The sequence below is a fragment of the Halalkalibacter lacteus genome (assembly GCF_036663595.1).
Lineage (GTDB): Bacteria > Bacillota > Bacilli > Bacillales > Bacillaceae_D > Halalkalibacter > Halalkalibacter lacteus.
Genome location: NZ_JAWRVL010000010.1, coordinates 1 through 17,589, shown reverse-complemented (window position 1 = coordinate 17,589; position 17,589 = coordinate 1). Strand labels below are relative to the sequence as shown.

Genomic DNA, 17,589 nt, shown 5'->3' with positions numbered 1-17,589 from the left:
TTGCTGTCAATCTTTTTCCGAAAATTCGATCAATCAATAAAACGTATTGCATTTTCTTTCTTTAACTGTAAAGTAATCTTCAAAGAAAAGCTAGAGCATCATTAATATTATCGAATCTGGAAACTAACTTTCCACTCGTACAAATTCATGGGCATACACAAGCAATCCTACTTGCTGTACCCATAAGTACAAGGTAAACTATAACTTGTTTTTAAAGAAAAGAATTTGGCTTTGTTTTTTAGCGTTAGGGGGAATGAAAATGAACATAATTCAGGTTCAAGATTTACGTAAAGAATTTAAATCATATTCAAGTCGCTCTGGTTTATCAGGAGCATTTCGAGACTTATTTACAAGAAATTATAAAGTGCTTGCTGCCGTTGATAATATTTCTTTAAACGTAAAGCAAGGGGAAATGGTAGGCTACATTGGTGAAAATGGGGCTGGCAAATCGACGACGATCAAAATGTTGACCGGGATCCTAACTCCGACATCAGGATCGATTGTCGTGAATGGGATGAATCCACATAAAGAACGAGAACAATTCGTGCGCTCAATAGGCGTTGTGTTCGGACAACGGTCCCAGTTATGGTGGGATATTGCGGTTCAAGAGTCCTTCAGGTTATTAAAAAAGGTGTATCGTGTTTCGGATAAAGATTATAACAACCATATGGGTCATGTGATTGAAACATTAGAAATTGGTCCTTTATTAGATAAACCAGTGCGAAAACTTTCGCTAGGGCAACGAATGCGTTGTGAGTTAGGAGCGGCTCTCATTCATAATCCTCCTCTTCTATTTTTAGATGAGCCAACGATTGGGTTAGATGTATTAGTAAAATTAAAGATTCGAAAGTTTTTAAAAGAAATTAATGAGCAATATAAAACGACCATTCTCCTGACAACACATGACTTAACGGATATCGAGGCCCTTTGCGAGCGGGTTGTTTTGTTAGATGAAGGAAAAATCGTGTATGATGGCAAACTTACTCAACTTCAAGCAAATGCGGTTGAAGGGAAACAAGTTGAATTTCAGTTTTTGACAGAGATTCATGACAGCGATTTACCTTGTACATCAAAGGTTCTTTGGGAACAAAAAGATGCAACGACGTGGCTTGCAAATGTTAATGGGGATGAAAGGATGGTATCTGAATTAATTAGCGATGTCGTTCAAAAGAACCCAATCAAAAATGTTCGGATTAATGAAATCTCCACAGAAGAGATTATTCGAAAGATTTATGAAGAAGGAATGGCCATCTCATGAGTCAATATATAGAAATGATCAGGATTCGTTTTTTAATGATGCTCGCTTATCGGACGAACTATTATAGTGGGATTTTAATTTATAGTATTAACATTGGTGCTTATTATTTTTTATGGACAGCGATTTATGGTGGGCAGGCAGACATTCAAGGATTATCGGTTCTGCAAATGACCACGTATGTGGCAGTCGCTTGGATGGCTAGAGCTTTTTATTTTAATAATATTGACCGTGAAATCGCAAATGAAATCAAAGATGGCAAAGTTGCGATTGAAATGATCCGGCCTTATAACTATTTAGGAATGAAAACGATGCAAGGCCTTGGAGAAGGATTATTCCGTTTATTGTTTTTTTCCGTTCCTGGCATGATAATTGTAAGCTTACTCTTTCCAATCAGCTTTTCTGCTAGTTTTACGACATGGTTGTTTTTTTTCATATCGCTTATCTTTAGTTTTATTGTAAATACGCAAATCAATTTACTGACTGGAATTATGACGTTCTTCTTATTTAATAATTCGGGGTTAATTCGAGCAAAGCGTGTCGTGATTGATCTGTTTTCAGGTCTTTTACTCCCGCTCTCTTTTTATCCTCTTTGGGCGCAATCCGTCATGATGTATTTGCCATTTCAGGCAATTAGCTATATTCCGAGTATGATTTTCACTGAAGGATTTGTAGGAAGTGAGATTTATACTGCCGTTATATTACAAGCGTTTTGGGCCCTTATTTTACTAATTCCTATTCAGCTTTTATGGTCTTTAGCAAAAAAACAATTAATTGTACAGGGAGGCTAATGAATGTTTTACGTTTCTATTTTCTTTCAATATGCCTCTCAATATTTAAAAACCAGATTAACGTATCGTGTTGATACGGTTGTAGAGATTCTTTCTGACTTCTTATTTCAAGCAGTGAATTTAATTTTTATATTAGTGGTATTTGGTCATACGACCTTGTTAAGTGGTTGGAGCCGCGAAGAAATCATCTTTATTTACGGGTTTTTCCTCGTTCCCTATGCCTTGTTTACATCATTCTTTAACATTTGGGATTTTAATGAGCGCTATATCGTTAAAGGTGAGTTCGACCGTGTCTTAACACGTCCCATTCATAGTCTTTTCCAAATTATTATAGAACGAATGGAGTTAGAGTCATTATTCGGCGTGATTACAGGTATAGCAATTATGTATTATGCGGTAATGAGCTTAGGTTTAACATTCGCTTGGTATGATGTCTTGATCTTTATTGCCATGGTGATTGGTGGGGCTTTTATTTATGCTGGAATTTTTATTTCGATTGCGAGTATTGGCTTTTGGTCAGATAGTCGAACTGACATTATGCCGATGATGTATAACATTGGGAACTATGGAAGGTACCCAGTCGATATTTATCACAGTGTAATTCGTTTTGTTTTAACATGGATTTTGCCGTTTGCCTTTGTTGGTGTGTATCCCGCTGCTTATTTCTTACAACGTGAAGAATGGTATGTGTATGCATTCTTAACACCCGTGATGGGAGTCGTCTTTTTATTCATTGCTGTTCTATTATGGAATACTGGAGTGAAGAAATATCGTGGGGCGGGGAACTAACCGTTTGCAGACCGTAACAAAGCCACTTCTTCATACAAATTGGAAGAGGTGGCTTTTTACTGACTGATTGATAAGACGCTTCGATTATCCAATAGTAACCAAAACTATATTATGCTATGGTTATGAAGTAAAATATATTTGTGGCAGGTGTACATCTCTATGTTTAGTAAAAAAAAAGCAATTATTATTGGTGGGAGTATTTCCGGAAAATTGGCCGCACGTATATTGTCAGACTTTTTCAAAGAGGTAGTAATCTTAGAACGAGATAAAGAACCTGAAGGACCGTTTCCAAGAAAAGGGACACGACAAGGCGAACATTTACACGCCCTCCTCTTTGCAGGACAATACGGACTAGAAGAGTTATTTCCAGGAATTACAGAGAAGTTTTACTCGAGTGGTGCAGTGAAAATAAATTCAACGAAAGACTTGGCATGGTTTCACCACGGGGTTTGGAAACTTCGTTACGCTGGAGAATATACGACAACTCTTCAAACACGCCCACATTTGGAATGGCATATTGAACAATATATGAAAAGAATTCCAAATGTATCGTTTCACTACAACCAAGATGTCAAAAACTATTTATATAATGTTGCAGAAAATCGTGTTTATGGAGTTGAAATAAAAGACTCTGATCACTCCATAAAATCGTTAACAGCAGATTTAATAGTAGATGCAAGTGGAGCAGACAGCTTGACAACGAATTGGTTAACTCAAAGAGGAATTACTGTTCCAAGTGAAAAGATCGCAATCGGTTTGAGTTATTTCAGTAGACTTTACCATTTGCCAGATAGCAAAAACAGGGACTGGATGATTAAAATAATTTATCCTAATCCCCCTCACGAAAAAATAGGTGGTACGATCTCAAAGGTCGAAGGAGAACGATATATTGTCACACTATTGGGTTACCAAAACAAAATTCAGGAAAAAGAAGTTTTAAAGAGTGATAATGGTTTTTTAGAGCTATCAAAAAAACTACCTAAATTAGATATATATAACGAAATTAAAGATGGAACTCCTTTAACGAAAACCTCTGTTTACCGTGTACCACAAATCAATTGGAAGCGGTTTGAAAAGGTAGAGCAGTTGCCCAATGGACTATTATTGATTGGTGATACTGTTTGTAGACTAGATCCCGTCTTTGGTCAAGGAATGAGTATTGCTGTATTAGAAGCACTTGCCTTACAGAAGCTACTCCGAGATAAAAATACTCTACCAAAAACGGCAACGCTTTTCCATAAGAAAGTCTCACAAATCATTTCCCCCATTTGGAATATGGTCATTACAGAAGATTTCCGTTATCCAGGTATTTCTGGGAAGAAGCCTATTAGTCTCAAATTCCAGCAATGGTACACAAAGAACATATTTCTTTTATCATCACAAAATAAAACAATATATAACTCGTTTATAAATGTGATGCACCTTCTTAAACCTACAACCATACTGATGCATCCAAGAATAATAAAAAGGGTTTTGGCACGGTTTTTTCTAAATAAATAAATCGAGTATCGTTCTGATAGGATAGCTGTAAGTTTATACAATTGAAGACCTCTCTATTACTTCTGCACAATCTGCACTCGTAAGGCCTCAGATTGTGCAGGATAACGCTCCATCATGAATTCCGATTCGATCCTTATTAATTGACCATCCTCATAAGGAGAAATATCCTCTACAGAATACCAAACAGCTGACCGACCAATTCTTCTTTAACAGATATTTTTTCATAGGCAAAAAAACCGAGCATATTTCTACTCGATTTTTACAGTGTGAATTTAGATTTAAGGTAATGACATACCCCGTCTTCATCACAAGTAAATTCCGTCACGTCACCAACAATTTCTTTAATGTGATCTGGTGCATTTTTCATAGCTACAGCATAAGTAACAAACTGTAGCATAGGCAAATCATTGTCACTATCACCAATAGCCATAATGTCATCCGCAGACAAATCAAACTGCTGTAACATCTGTTTAATTCCTGTTGCTTTGTTCACGTTTGCCACCATCACTTCGACATTGTGTAAAGAGGATATGGACGTAGTAAAATCTATTTCTTGCTTTAATTGATTAAGCTCATTTTTCCATTCATTTATATGATCTTTCGTTCTAGCAAAAAAGTAAAATTTCGAAAATTTATTTCCCTCTATGTGATCCTCCCAAGCAATTTCTTCTTTGATCGCTTGTTTACGAGAAAGCCACTCATTCATTCCAACACCGTCTGGTTTTGGATCTCTAATTTCTTCTTCCACATATTGTTTATCTTGTTTTAATGTAACTCGAGACATTCCATATGGGAAAAGCTCATAATACACCTTGTTTTTTCTAGCTTTTTCAATAATGGTTTCCACCAACTCGAGCGTAAGTGAATGTTCAAATACTACTTCTTTCCCTACATACCCCGCCATTCCATTCGAAGTAATGAACCCATCCACTTGAAAGCCTTCGGGTACGACTCCCTCTATTTCATCGAAAGCTCTACCTGTAGCTATAAAAACGAATATTCCCTGGCTTCGTAGGTCATCAATGATTTCTTTTGTATGAATACTTACCTTATTACGATGATTTAGTATTGTACCATCCATGTCTAAGAAAATTGCCTTAGGTTTCAATGCCACTACTATTCCCCCAATTTTGTATAAAGAGTTTATTTGATAAGTATACACTAATTATAGGAACTAGTTATCTATGGTAGGTTTAGATATTTAACCTCTTCAAAAAAGATTGTAATAATCAGACTATTTATTCTCTAGTTTTCAAAAGAAAACAAAAATTTCCAATTTCTAACCTTATAAATTGGAAATTTTTCAGTTGCACAATTGCGCCAACCGTATTATAGTAAATAATACAGTTAGTTCAGTTAATACGAATTATCCTCAGTTTGAAAGGAGGCCCATATGTTTCAACTAGACATCAGAAGCAGAGTACCCATTTATGAACAATTAGTCGAGAAATGGAAAGAACTGATTATCCATGAAGTGTATCAGCCGGATCAGCAGCTGCCTTCTGTTAGAGTGCTCGCACAAGAATTAACCGTTAATCCTAATACAATCCAAAAGGCTTATCGTGAGTTAGAACATCAAGGTTATATTTATTCAATTCCAGGTAAAGGAAAGTTTGTTGCTCCTCAGGCGACAACGACAAATAACGAAAAGGTGATGAAAATGAAACAAGAACTGCTTAAGTTATTATCAGAAGCACTCTACCTCGGTATTGAAAAAGAAGAAATTCTATCCTTAATCACGATTGCCGAGCAATCAACAAAAGGGGGCAATCAAGATGATTAACGTGACAAATGTCAAAAAAAGCTTTGAGGGCTTTGAGGCGGTGAATGGGGTAACCGTTCATATCCGAAAGGGATCGATATACGGTCTTCTTGGTTCAAACGGTGCCGGAAAGACTACTCTTTTAAAAATGCTTGCTGGGATTTATAAGTCCGACTCTGGCAACGTTTTAATCGATGATGAACCAGTATTTGAAAATGTGAAATTGAAAGAAAAAATGATCTTTCTCGCCGATTCTTTGTATTTTTACCCGAATACAACGATTCAACAAGCAGCTCATTTTTATCAATCAATGTATTCTTCGTGGAACGAACAGCGCTTTAAGATGTTACATAACGTCTTCCAAATCGACATAACGAAGAAAATCCACCGTCTTTCTAAAGGAATGCAACGCCAAGTAGCATTCTGGCTGACGTTGTCGACGATGCCTGACGTTCTCATTTTGGATGAGCCACTAGACGGGTTAGATGCTGTCATGAGGCAAAAAGTAAAAAACCTTCTCATACAAGATGTTGCTGAACGCGAAATGACAATTATCATCTCGTCTCATAATTTACGAGAAGTAGAAGATCTTTGCGACAATGTCGGGATCATGCATGGTGGAAAAATCATCATTGAGAAGGATTTGGATGATTTGAAATCAGATGTCCACAAAATCCAAGTAGCCTTTAAACAAGGCGTTCCTGTTGACCTTTTAAAAGAAGTTCCGATCCTTTATAAAGAAGAACGTGGCAGTGTGCTTCTCTACATCGTGCGTGGAAAAGAAAGTACTATATCTGCTCAAGTGCTAGCCCATCAGCCGGCTATTTTTGATTTACTTCCATTAACCTTAGAAGAAATATTTATCTATGAAATGAGGGATGTTGGCTATGAGATTGAAAACATCATTGTTTAACGTGGGAATTCTTGTTCAAGACATTCGAAACGTTGGATGGATCAGTTTAAGCTATTTGCTCTGTTTGCTTTTCTTTCTTCCATTGCAGCTTCTCATGGCGTATACAAGAGAGAACGAGTTTTATCAATTTATCCCTCCGAAAAGTTTATTTGGCCTTTCAAACGAGTTTCAAACGATCATGACGTTTCTATTTCCTGTTTTGCTTGCTATTTTCTTATTTCGTTACATTCAAGTGAAGTCCTCTAGTGATTTCACGCACAGTTTGCCAATAAAAAGAGAACAGTTGTTACACCAACACGTTTTATTTGGTCTCGTTGTCTTAATCGTTCCCGTTCTCTTAACAGCTATTAGTTTACTAGTTTTAAGTCAGTTTCTTCCATACAACGAGCTCTTAGCTGTTTCTTCTATTTTAAAATGGATGAGCCTCACGACCGTCTTTAATGTCTTTGTATTTATGGCAGGGGTATTTGTAGCGATGTTTACAGGCATGTCGATTTTACAAGGAGCCCTTACGTATATTCTTTTTATCTTACCTGTCGGCGTTATGGTTCTCTTCTTAACAAACTTGGAATTTTATTTATTTGGGTTTACAGCTAATTATTACTTAACTCAACAAATCGAAAGCTTAATTCCATTTGTGCGAATTACTCAGTTAGAACGTGTTCCGCTTACGATGAATGAAATTTTTATTTACCTGATCCTTAGTATCGTCTTTTACCTTTGCGCGATGCTCGCTTATAAGAAAAGACATGCGGAAACAGCTACACAAGCCATTGCCTTTGAACACATGCGTCCTGTTTTTAAATACGGGATTACCTTTTGCACGATGTTAGTTGGTGGACTTTATTTCGGTAGTTTACAAGGCGGCATCGGCTGGATTATCTTTGGGTACATTGCAGCAGCTTTATTGGGCTACTTCCTTGCTACGATGATCTTAGAAAAAACGTGGAGAGTTTTTTCTAAATGGAAAGGATATCTCATCTATTTGGCAGTTGTTGCTGTTTTGGGGTTTTCTTTTCAGGTTGATGTGTTCGGATTCGAAAAAAAGATACCGAACGTGGAGGAAATTGAAGGTGTCTACTTTGGAGAACACATCTTTAGTGTCCTAGATAGCGATCCAAACACGGGGCTTGGTCATGTACAGCCACCGACCGAATATATTGAGCCAAGCTTTTATTATGAACAACTAGAGACGATAGAAAGTATTCGCAGCTTACATGAACAAATTGTTAAAGAGCAAAATCACCTTAATACAATGTCCAATTATTCTAATTCCGTTGCCTTTCGTTATGATTTAAATAATGGCGATCAAATCGTTAGATACTATCAAATTCCGATTCAAGCGTACCAAAAGCACTATAGGGACATTGTTGAATCAACTGAATACAAACAAAATCAAAACCCGATCGTTCAGATTGAAGACCACACAACTATTGACCATATTACAATCAATTCATATATGGCAGGAAATCGAGTAAGGTTAACAGATCCCGAGGACGTAGAAGAGTTTCATCAATTGTTACAAGCTGATGTACTTGACCAAACGTTAGAGAACACCTTTGATCAACGGGGTGATTGGTCGCATATCGAATATCAATTTGAAGATAAGAAATACCTTCATCTCCCGTGGAAAAAATCTTACACTCATATTGAAAATTGGTTAGAAGAAAAAGGCCTGCTCTCCCAAGCACGAGTAACCGCAGACGATCTATCACATGCTTACGTAATGAAGAATGATGAATCCAGAGAGTTGTATGAGTTCGTACATGAGAACAGATTAGATACAACATTTGCCGAGAGGGACGATGCGATTAAAATAGGGGACTCAGAACAATTAGAAGAAGTCCTCAAACAAGCAAGTGGAAATTATCAGGGTGAATACATTATCGGTTTTTACTATAAGCAAAGTTCCTATCCTGAATTTCAAACGATTCACCTTGAACATGCACCTGAATTTCTTATCAAAAGACTCCCATGACTTTTTTAAATAGTCGTTTTCTCTATTGAAGGAAAAAGGTAAAGGCATATAAAACGGACAGAGAAGCTAGCTTTTCTTGAACTTAGTTACAAAAGTATAATCAGAAACAAACCACCCAAAATGTAATTTGGGTGGTTTTACACTCTTTGTTTATTTTAAATAATTGGAGAAATCAGTAATACATAAGAACTCTGATTTTTTAACGAAACAAATATCGATAGTGAGAAATTGTTTTTGTCTCGTTCGAAGTCCGTTTTAAGGATTTTATCGTGATATTATTGCTACTCTTCCGTCACACGATTTCTAAAAGCCTCTTTTGTAACCAAATATCCCTCTTCTTCTATATTATTTTTCGATTTTTTCTTTTCGCTTCCTTTTGGAAATGCACCGGGATGACTTTTTCTCTTATGGTTAAAGCTCTTTCCAGTTGCCAATACTACCCCCCCTTTAAAGTTGTTCATATTTAGTTTTTTCAAAAATTGTTTAACTTATTCATTAGAGGTACCTGGCACTTGTCGAATTATGATTCATTAGGTTCCACAGGTAAAATCACATCAATTAGGGACTTAGATCAACATCAACAAACCGTACTAGAAGCTTGTCTTCAATCATTACGGCAGAATACAATCGTTAATTTGAGATATGTCTTGACCAGGAATATAAACAGCATGGATTACTCCTATGTCCTCTTTCAATAAAGGAAAAGAAAACCCTTCTTTTCTTGACATAATCAACAAAAAAGTGCTAATAATACACAAAGGGTCGATTGTTACAGAGCTAGAAAAATTTTCAGTGTCATATATAAAATCACTATAGTTTTATTATATTGATGAGTACATGAGAAAAGACATTCTTCAAAGGAATGAGAGCCTCCTACTTTATTGATTTAAATCTGCCCAATCAGAAAACGAACCGCTGCCACTACAGCCAGGACAGTCATAATAAGAGCCCATCATCATTTCACTTTCTAACATATTAAAGCCCTTACCTTGGCAATTCGGACAAGTACCCTGTAATTCAAAATTTGCAATTCTTTTCTTCTTTCTCGTCTCAGTCCATTGACGAACAATACCAAAAAAACCCATTTTACTTTCACCTCAGAAGTTAGTTTTCCTAAAGGTGAGGATTTTATTCATTTAGTTAAGAATAGGTTCCAAGTATACGTTCTTAACATGTAATCCTTTAAAGTACTGGGGGACAGGAACTTTGAATCCAATCTTTAAAAACAGGTTGGTAGCCTTTTTTATAAAGTGCATCGCAAATGTCTCTTACTCCACGTTCATCGGAAATTTCAAATTGATTGGTTCCCAAAGCTTCAAGGGAATAGCCTCCAACCTCCGTTGATGCTCCTGCTGACATCTTCGTTACTCCCAGAGGTATAAGATGATCTCTAAAAACCGCACTTTCACGAGTGGATAATGTAATGCCCGATCTAGGTAAAAACAACCGTAAAGCAATGAGGCTTTGAACAAATGCTTTATCATCGACTTCGGATCGCGGTTTAAAGCTGCCTAAATGCGGTCGGATTCTCGGGAGTGATAAACCAATTTCTGTACCTATGTATTTCTTCTGTAGATAAACAGCGTGCATGCCTGTAAAAAATACCTCTTTCCTCCAGTTATCTAAGCCAAGCAAGGAACCGATATTGACACTGCGGAGACCAGCTTGACATCCTCTTTCAGGTGTATCAAGACGATAGCGATAATTGCGTTTTGGACCTTTCACGTGAAAATCCCGATATACATCTTCATTGTATACTTCTTGATAAACAGTAACCCCATCAACCCCTGCTTCTTTTAATTCTTTGTATTCGGCTGTGTCAAGTGGGTTGATTTCAATCGAGATAGAGGAGAAGTATTTTTTTAGAACTTCTACAGTTTTCTTAATATACGCAACTGAAGAATGTAGCTTCGATTCTCCAGTCAAAATTAAAATATGTTTGATCCCCATGCTCGCTAAGTTTTTCGCTTCCCTGTCTACTTCTTCCATCGTAAGCTTTTGTCGTTTAAATTGATTAATAACACTAAAACTACAATACGTACAGTGGTTAACACAATGGTCGGAAATATAGATTGGATTAAACAACTGAATCGTCTTTCCAAAATGTTGAACGGTTAGTTGATGGGCTTTTTGAGCCAACTCCTCTAAGTATTCCTCTACAGCAGGTGATAATAACATCAAAAAATCTTTTTCGTTTAACAACTCTTTATGCATTATTCTATGTATATCATTGCTCGTTACCGAATTGAGAAAGCCTTCAAAATCAAACAATTTTAATTCTTTATATACATGATAAAAACTCACTATCTATGTCCCCTCCCTAAAGATCACAATCTATTTTTGGTTGGTTTATTCTCTAAGTCAAAAACCCTGTTAATGGAGAGGACGCTCTTGCCTCTAACGTAGTAGCACCCACCCCACTTAAATAAGCTGTTCTTCCTGCTTTAACACTGTTTGCAAAGGCTTCTGCCATATCAATAGGATTGTTTGAAGTCGCAATAGCTGTATTGACTAACACAGCATCCGCTCCTAACTCCATTGCCTCACAAGCTTCGGAAGGCTTAGCAATCCCTGCATCAACAACGATGGGAACCTTACTTTCTGCAATCATAATACGGACCAACTCCTTCGTTCTAAAACCGCGATTTGAACCAATTGGTGAGCCTAGAGGCATAACGGCTGCTGCCCCAACTTCTTCTAACTGTTTAGCTACTACTAAATCAGGACTCATATAAGGTAAGACAACAAATCCTTCTTTTACTAAACGTTCCGTTGCTTTTAAAGTTTCATAGTTATCAGGGAGTAAATACTTTTGGTCCGTAATCACTTCGATTTTCACCCAATCTCCAAGGCCAGCCGCCCTTGCTAGCTTTGCGATACGAACAGCTTCTTCGGCCGTCCTTGCACCAGAAGTGTTCGGAAGTAGAATCATATCTTTAGAAATAAAGTTCATAATATTTTCCTCAGATGAACGTAGATCAACACGACGCATAGCTACTGTAATAACCTGCACCATTGAACGTTTTATCACGTCAGGAATCACCCCGTCATTATGAAATTTTCCGGTCCCTATAAAAAGTCGATTGTTCAACTTGACACCACCAATAATTAACTCATCTTTCATTTTTTCCTCTCTCCTCTCCTGTTCTAAAAGAAAAGTCACTTACCTTTTCATTTCCGAGCAAGTAATATATTTTCTAAAGGTTCTTACTCACTATATAAATAATGTCTAAAATAAACTGTGAGATCTTTCACTTTAACTGATGGTTCATGAACAAAGTCGTGTAGATCACATTATCTAACCTTCAAAGTTCAAGGAAATATCCTAGAAAGCGAAAAGTAGATATACTATGACTTGTTTCACCAAAATTAAGACGGAAGTATGTCTGATTTTTATTCAGTTTTGCAAGGAATAAAGATTCGGTTTAGAACCAATGAAGAACAGAAGGAGATAACCAGGAGGCTATCTCCTTCTTTCAAATAATTACCAAGTCTTAAATGGTGGTGAGCCAGGTGGGGCATTCCCGATCATTTCCCACAACGGGAGCACGTACCCTATGGCAATTACTACTAGCATAATAACAATCACACGCCCCCAACGCTCTGTCCAATATGGTGTTTTCGCTGAATGATCTTCTACTTCAGCGATAGGAAATTCTGTTTCTCCTTTTGGCGCAAAAAACATGAGATGAACGACTGCATATACTTGGAGAATGACCCCAACCATTAACAATGTTCCTCCGACAGCTAAAAACATCAAATATGGGTCCCAACTTAAGGCCGTGGCATTATCAAAATAGGTTGTATAAGAAGTTCTACGAGGTGAACCTAGTAAGCCAACCCAATGCATCGCACCAGCCATAAATAACATACCTACTGTCCAAATCAGTGTTTGGATCACACCTAGTCTATTTACCCTAGGTGTTAATACCCTCTTTGATAAATAAGGAACTAACCAGTAACTAATTCCAAAGAACGTAAGAACAACACTTGTTCCTACAGTTAAATGGAAATGACCTACAACCCACATCGTATTGTGAACGACTTGGTTTAATTGGTTCGTACTTTGAACAATTCCCCCTGCTCCACCTGGAATAAAGACAATCATGGCAATCATTGGTGCTAGGAAACGAACATCGCCCCATGGCAATTTTCTAAACCAACTGACTACGCCTTTGCCTCCTTTTTTCTTTGCCGTTTTCTCAAACACAGAAAACATGGCGTACGCCGTCATTAACGAAGGAAAACCAATCGCTAAGCTCATAAACACGTGCAAAAATTTAACATGCTCTGTAATTCCAGGGTCAATAATTTGATGGTGGAACCCTCCCGGAATATTCATAATGACAAGTAACATAATAACGACACGAGTTAACGTATCACTAAATCGTCTTCCACCGATTACTTTTGGTACAACGACATACCAGGCGGAAACGGCTGTCAAATACCAAATATTCACTAATGTGTGTCCAAACGCCCAAAATAGTGTACGAGCAAGCATCACATTGATGGTCTCGACCCATCCTATTGCCCAAGGAATAATCGTTAAAACTTCTATCGTCACAGGGATACTCCCGAAAAACAATAGGACGAATACACCAGTAGCAAAGTAAGCAAGAATGGGAACGTGCTTTCCTTTGTTATGCTTTCTCCAGTTCGCAACTTGAATAAATGCTCCGAAAGCACACATCCAAACACCCAGTACAATAAATACTAAACCGATATAAAAAATCGGAGATGCGGCCATAGGCGGATAAAATGTATATAAAACCGATGCTTCATTCATGAGGATCGGGACAACCGCAAACACAAATCCGATCATTTTCAGTCCAAAACCGATCCATGCCAGCTTTCTTACTTTAGGAAGAAGCCCCCCTAACGTATGAGAGAGTGCTGCATAGAAATAACCAACCGTAAAGAACGCTGTTAACACAAGAACCAATAGTAAACCATGCGCGGTTAAAACTTGATAATAAGTAAACCATGATGGTAATTCCAAAAGTCCTGCTCGATTTAACCCTTGCAACAACCCTAAAACTCCACCAATCAGTAGTGCTGCAAATGCTACAAGTAGATAGGATTTTGATAGTATGGCATCTTGTGGACTTATACCGAGCATTTTATTCGCTTTTTCGTTTAATGATTTTTTTATAGCTGTTTCCATTTTTGGTTCCCCCCTTTATTTCACCGTAATCGTTGTAGCCATATGCTGGTGACCGATGCCACAGTATTCATTACATACGACTAGATACTCACCTGGTTCATTGAATGTCTGTGATATTTTTTGAATATGTCCTGGCGTCACCATCGCATTTAAATTGGTTCCAGCAACTTGGAACCCATGGACCACATCTTTTGAGGTCATCGTAAAATGTACCGTCGATCCAGCAGGGATTTCAATGTTATTTGGATTAAATCTAAAAATCTCCAATGTCATAACCACTTCATATTCATTCTCACCAATTTGTTTCACACCTGGATTATCAAATGGTGCTGTTTCATCCACCTTTTGTGGATCAATGGTTTCCATGTGGCTTGGTGGCCCCATGCCTAAAACAAATGTTTGATAACCGGTAAAAAACATGAATCCTATGATCATACCAAAACTTACAATAAGCCATATTTTTTCATCAAGATGAAATTTCATCACTAATCCCCCTATACTCTAGCTAAATATACCGAAAACATTAATAGATACGTTGCGAGAATAACTGCCGCTACTACTCCCAAGGAAAACCAGGTACCTACTCGCGCACCGTGTTCTACCATAGCTTCCTGCTTATTCTTTTTTTCCCTCATAGATAATCAACCTCCTTATCTTCTTACTCACATACTATTTGATAACGCCTCTCAAGATGGTGAGTTGAATCACTTATAAAGTGACAAAGCAGTGAACTGCTAACTAACTAAAAGAAAAACATAAATCTATTTTCTAAAAAATAGAGATGAGAAATAGAGAGATTGAAGGAGAATAGCAAAAAATGGCCCCGAAAGTTTACAATTAAATTGCAAACCTCCAGGGCATCTATATTTTGGTTAACTGAATATTGGTGATGTACCGACAATCATCAAGAGAAATAGGATCATTAAATAATTGACAGAATAAAAGAACATGATACGAGCCCATTTCAGATCACTTTTTGTGAAAAATCCGTATAGACTTAGAACCAACCAAGCTACGTTTAAGAAAGAAGCGATAACCACAAAGATTGTTCCAAGTGGCATTAAATAAAATGGCAGTGGCAACAGGCAGGCAACATAGACAACCATTTGCCGCTTCGTTACGTTAAATCCATGTACAACAGGAAGCATTGCAACTCCTGCCGTTTTATATTCTTCACATTTCCTCATCGCTATCGCAAAAGTATGTGGCATTTGCCAAATAAACATGAGAAGAAACAAGACAATTGGAACGATATGTGAAGCAGGCTCTATAGCAGCCCAGCCAATTAAAGGGGTAACAGCCCCAGAAACACTTCCAATCATCGTATTTAGTGTATATCTTCGTTTTGACCACATTGTATACAGAACAACATAGGTGAACCACCCAATAAATGCGTAAATCGTTGCTTCCACAGTTGTAAAAAGTAAAAGAATAAAGCCCAGTATCGTCAAGGTAATCCCCATCGTTAAAATGACCTGAAGAGGAATCGTCCCCGTTACCGTTGGACGTTTTTTCGTTCTTTCCATTAATCGATCTATATCAACCTCGTACCAGTTATTGAGGATGAGAGCGCCCGCAACTACGCATGTACTTCCTATTATCGTTAGGAAAACTGCACCCACATGATTGCTAAAAGAATCATTGGAAAAGTGCAGCGCTAACCAAAACCCAATAAAAACAGGTAGCACATTCGAGACTAACACCCCTCGTTTAACAAGTGCATTTAATTCAGATATGAAATGAAAATACCCACTCAACTGTAGAGAAGGTACCTTAATTATTCTCATTTACTATCCCCTCCCCTTAGAAATTAAATAGAAAACTTATAAGCTAGAAAGAGGTCCCCTCATTTCTATCATTAAAGATATCAATTTTTTCAAGGAAGCAAAGTGATCTAAGTCACGTATCACAAAACGTATTTTTCTATAAACTGATGTACAAAAGGTGAGAAGCAGTTAGCTTTCTGGCAATGGGAATGACATATCCATTACACTTTGGAGCAAGGCTTATGCCAAAAATGAAAAGGAACACGTTTGGACATAAACGTGTTCCTTACATTAGATGGGCTTTGTAATTAAGATTTATTAGTAGTGAGCTCCAAAATCTGTTTGTAAGCACTCATATAAAGGTCAGGGTTTGGACCTTCACCTTTTACCTTTGGTACGTCAAAGTCAGATAGTACAAAATGATGCTTCGGTTGAACTTCATGCCTAGCTAAAGAACTCTTGCAACAGGATAAGGGACAACCGTCAATTGCAATGATATCTCGTCCGGATTTCGCTGTTCTGACAAGTGGTTTGACATCCCCACCAACACCAGCAATGCAGGACATTTCGGCAACTTTTTCTCGATCCATTTTTATCGCAATCATGTTAGCTGTTTGTGCGGCCGAGGAACATCCAGAGCATGAATACACTAGAGGTAAATCAGTTCTTTTCATCGTTGTACTCCTTCCCTATTCCTGTTTAATTAAGCAGGAATTGTTACAACCTTCACACTGCTTGAATCGTCATTCAAATTTTTATACATTCTTATCTTTTAAAAAATGTTTTACTCTACAAATGAGTTTTGCTGTCATTTCCTCATGTCCACCACCACAAGGGATCGTGCAATAAATGATATATTCTCCTGCTTCAAGAGTCACTGTTGCTTCGCCATCCCCGTCAATTTTCAAATCCGCACCTTCAATTGCCACACCATGATATCCTTCTACGTTCTTTAATTGGATTGTTATTGCTCTCGAATAACCCTTTACATATCAACCAATTGAACGTTACATCCTTCTTCCCTTCATAAAGTTTTAGGTGACTGCCTTTACCCTAGCAAAACTGTTGTGTGAAGACGGTGATTCATATCACACACCATTCATTTTTTCGAAACTGTAACATTGTTGTAAAAACTTTATCAGAACTTTCATCGTTGTATCCTTATTCTTTTAGTTCCATTTGCCTTTTAGAGAGGGTCCTCGTACGTACACTATTAAGGCATACGTCTTACCCACGTGTTACAATAGAATCATGTAATGCAATGGTACTCGCGTTTTTCATCTTGGGCAGCTAATTCTCGAAATAAAACCTATTAATAATTGGTTTTACTTATCAAGTATAAATTTAGACATTTTAAACTTCGTAACTTACTCATGAATAGGTTTATGAACAAAAGAGGTAACCGATGCTTATCATCTAAGCATCGGTTTTTTTAATTCGTTTATATAAAGAATGGAATGATCAAACCTGCCAATAATAAGATAATCGCTCCGCCCAGTCTTGATGCAATTTGGGCAAACGGCATTAACTGCATTCGTTTTGATGCTGATAACACAGCTACATCGCCTGTTCCTCCCATGTTTGCCATACACAGTCCAGCTGTAATAGCAGATTCAATTGGATAAAATCCGACTGCTTTTCCCAAAAGAGCAGCTCCTAACACCGCACCAA

Annotated in this window: 19 protein-coding genes; 7 read left to right on the top strand and 12 right to left on the bottom strand. The window is 37.4% G+C overall.

The window, feature by feature from the left end; translation table 11 throughout:
* Positions 1-259: 259 nt before the first annotated feature.
* From SAZ04_RS09145 to SAZ04_RS09130, 4 genes are all read left to right on the top strand, one after another.
* Positions 260-1,258 (top strand): ABC transporter ATP-binding protein, encoded by a 999-nt coding sequence (locus SAZ04_RS09145; RefSeq protein WP_431308981.1) that lies wholly within the window; start codon positions 260-262, stop codon positions 1,256-1,258.
* Positions 1,255-2,046 carry an ABC transporter permease gene (locus tag SAZ04_RS09140; protein WP_332694325.1) on the top strand — a complete coding sequence of 264 codons (792 nt, stop codon included), beginning with the start codon at positions 1,255-1,257 and terminating at the stop codon, positions 2,044-2,046. Before SAZ04_RS09145 ends, SAZ04_RS09140 begins: the two co-directional genes overlap by 4 nt.
* A gap of 3 nt (positions 2,047-2,049) precedes the next feature.
* Positions 2,050-2,835: an ABC transporter permease gene (locus SAZ04_RS09135; protein ID WP_332694323.1), complete on the top strand. Its 786-nt coding sequence runs from the start codon at positions 2,050-2,052 to the stop codon at positions 2,833-2,835.
* Positions 2,836-2,994: 159 nt separating this feature from the next.
* Positions 2,995-4,335: an NAD(P)/FAD-dependent oxidoreductase gene (locus tag SAZ04_RS09130; protein ID WP_332694321.1), complete on the top strand. Its 1,341-nt coding sequence runs from the start codon at positions 2,995-2,997 to the stop codon at positions 4,333-4,335.
* Positions 4,336-4,391: 56 nt separating this feature from the next.
* Here SAZ04_RS09130 and SAZ04_RS23390 read toward each other — a convergent pair whose 3' ends face one another.
* Both SAZ04_RS23390 and SAZ04_RS09125 read right to left on the bottom strand, forming a co-directional pair.
* Entirely contained in the window at positions 4,392-4,535 is a 144-nt protein-coding gene (locus SAZ04_RS23390; protein ID WP_431308984.1) for a DUF3221 domain-containing protein, read from the bottom strand.
* A 59-nt stretch (positions 4,536-4,594) separates the two neighbouring features.
* Positions 4,595-5,449 (bottom strand): HAD family hydrolase, encoded by an 855-nt coding sequence (locus tag SAZ04_RS09125; RefSeq protein WP_332694319.1) that lies wholly within the window; start codon positions 5,447-5,449, stop codon positions 4,595-4,597.
* Positions 5,450-5,728: 279 nt separating this feature from the next.
* On the opposite strand from SAZ04_RS09125, the gene SAZ04_RS09120 reads away from it, so the two are divergent.
* The 3 genes from SAZ04_RS09120 to SAZ04_RS09110 are packed head-to-tail and all read left to right on the top strand — an operon-like array spanning position 5,729 to position 8,988.
* A complete protein-coding gene (locus tag SAZ04_RS09120; RefSeq protein WP_332694317.1) occupies positions 5,729-6,118 on the top strand; it encodes a GntR family transcriptional regulator in 390 nt (129 codons plus the stop codon).
* Positions 6,111-7,010: an ABC transporter ATP-binding protein gene (locus SAZ04_RS09115; RefSeq protein WP_332694315.1), complete on the top strand. Its 900-nt coding sequence runs from the start codon at positions 6,111-6,113 to the stop codon at positions 7,008-7,010. The genes SAZ04_RS09120 and SAZ04_RS09115 overlap by 8 nt, the downstream gene beginning before the upstream one ends.
* Positions 6,985-8,988 (top strand): DUF6449 domain-containing protein, encoded by a 2,004-nt coding sequence (locus SAZ04_RS09110; protein WP_332694313.1) that lies wholly within the window; start codon positions 6,985-6,987, stop codon positions 8,986-8,988. The genes SAZ04_RS09115 and SAZ04_RS09110 overlap by 26 nt, the downstream gene beginning before the upstream one ends.
* 281 nt (positions 8,989-9,269) lie before the next feature.
* Here SAZ04_RS09110 and SAZ04_RS09105 read toward each other — a convergent pair whose 3' ends face one another.
* From SAZ04_RS09105 to SAZ04_RS09060, 10 genes are all read right to left on the bottom strand, one after another.
* Positions 9,270-9,422: a hypothetical protein gene (locus tag SAZ04_RS09105; RefSeq protein WP_332694311.1), complete on the bottom strand. Its 153-nt coding sequence runs from the start codon at positions 9,420-9,422 to the stop codon at positions 9,270-9,272.
* Between the two features lie 444 nt (positions 9,423-9,866).
* Positions 9,867-10,073: a hypothetical protein gene (locus SAZ04_RS09100; RefSeq protein ID WP_332694309.1), complete on the bottom strand. Its 207-nt coding sequence runs from the start codon at positions 10,071-10,073 to the stop codon at positions 9,867-9,869.
* 97 nt (positions 10,074-10,170) lie between these two features.
* Positions 10,171-11,292, bottom strand: a complete 1,122-nt coding sequence (gene thiH / locus SAZ04_RS09095; protein WP_332694307.1) for a 2-iminoacetate synthase ThiH — start codon at positions 11,290-11,292, stop codon at positions 10,171-10,173.
* A gap of 52 nt (positions 11,293-11,344) precedes the next feature.
* On the bottom strand, positions 11,345-12,112 hold the full coding sequence (locus SAZ04_RS09090; RefSeq protein ID WP_332694305.1) for a thiazole synthase: 768 nt from the start codon (positions 12,110-12,112) through the stop codon (positions 11,345-11,347).
* A gap of 360 nt (positions 12,113-12,472) precedes the next feature.
* The gene (locus SAZ04_RS09085; RefSeq protein WP_332694303.1) at positions 12,473-14,152 is read right to left on the bottom strand and encodes a cbb3-type cytochrome c oxidase subunit I; all 1,680 of its coding nucleotides are present in this window, start codon (positions 14,150-14,152) and stop codon (positions 12,473-12,475) included.
* 15 nt (positions 14,153-14,167) lie between these two features.
* Positions 14,168-14,635 (bottom strand): cytochrome c oxidase subunit II, encoded by a 468-nt coding sequence (locus tag SAZ04_RS09080; RefSeq protein ID WP_332694301.1) that lies wholly within the window; start codon positions 14,633-14,635, stop codon positions 14,168-14,170.
* A 389-nt stretch (positions 14,636-15,024) separates the two neighbouring features.
* On the bottom strand, positions 15,025-15,939 hold the full coding sequence (cyoE, locus tag SAZ04_RS09075) for a heme o synthase (protein ID WP_332694300.1): 915 nt from the start codon (positions 15,937-15,939) through the stop codon (positions 15,025-15,027).
* A gap of 287 nt (positions 15,940-16,226) precedes the next feature.
* Positions 16,227-16,592 carry a putative zinc-binding protein gene (locus SAZ04_RS09070; RefSeq protein ID WP_332694298.1) on the bottom strand — a complete coding sequence of 122 codons (366 nt, stop codon included), beginning with the start codon at positions 16,590-16,592 and terminating at the stop codon, positions 16,227-16,229.
* Between the two features lie 81 nt (positions 16,593-16,673).
* A complete protein-coding gene (locus tag SAZ04_RS09065; protein ID WP_332694296.1) occupies positions 16,674-16,847 on the bottom strand; it encodes a cupredoxin domain-containing protein in 174 nt (57 codons plus the stop codon).
* A 512-nt stretch (positions 16,848-17,359) separates the two neighbouring features.
* The coding region (locus SAZ04_RS09060; protein WP_332694294.1) for a 2-hydroxycarboxylate transporter family protein at positions 17,360-17,589 on the bottom strand (230 nt) is incomplete at its 5' end.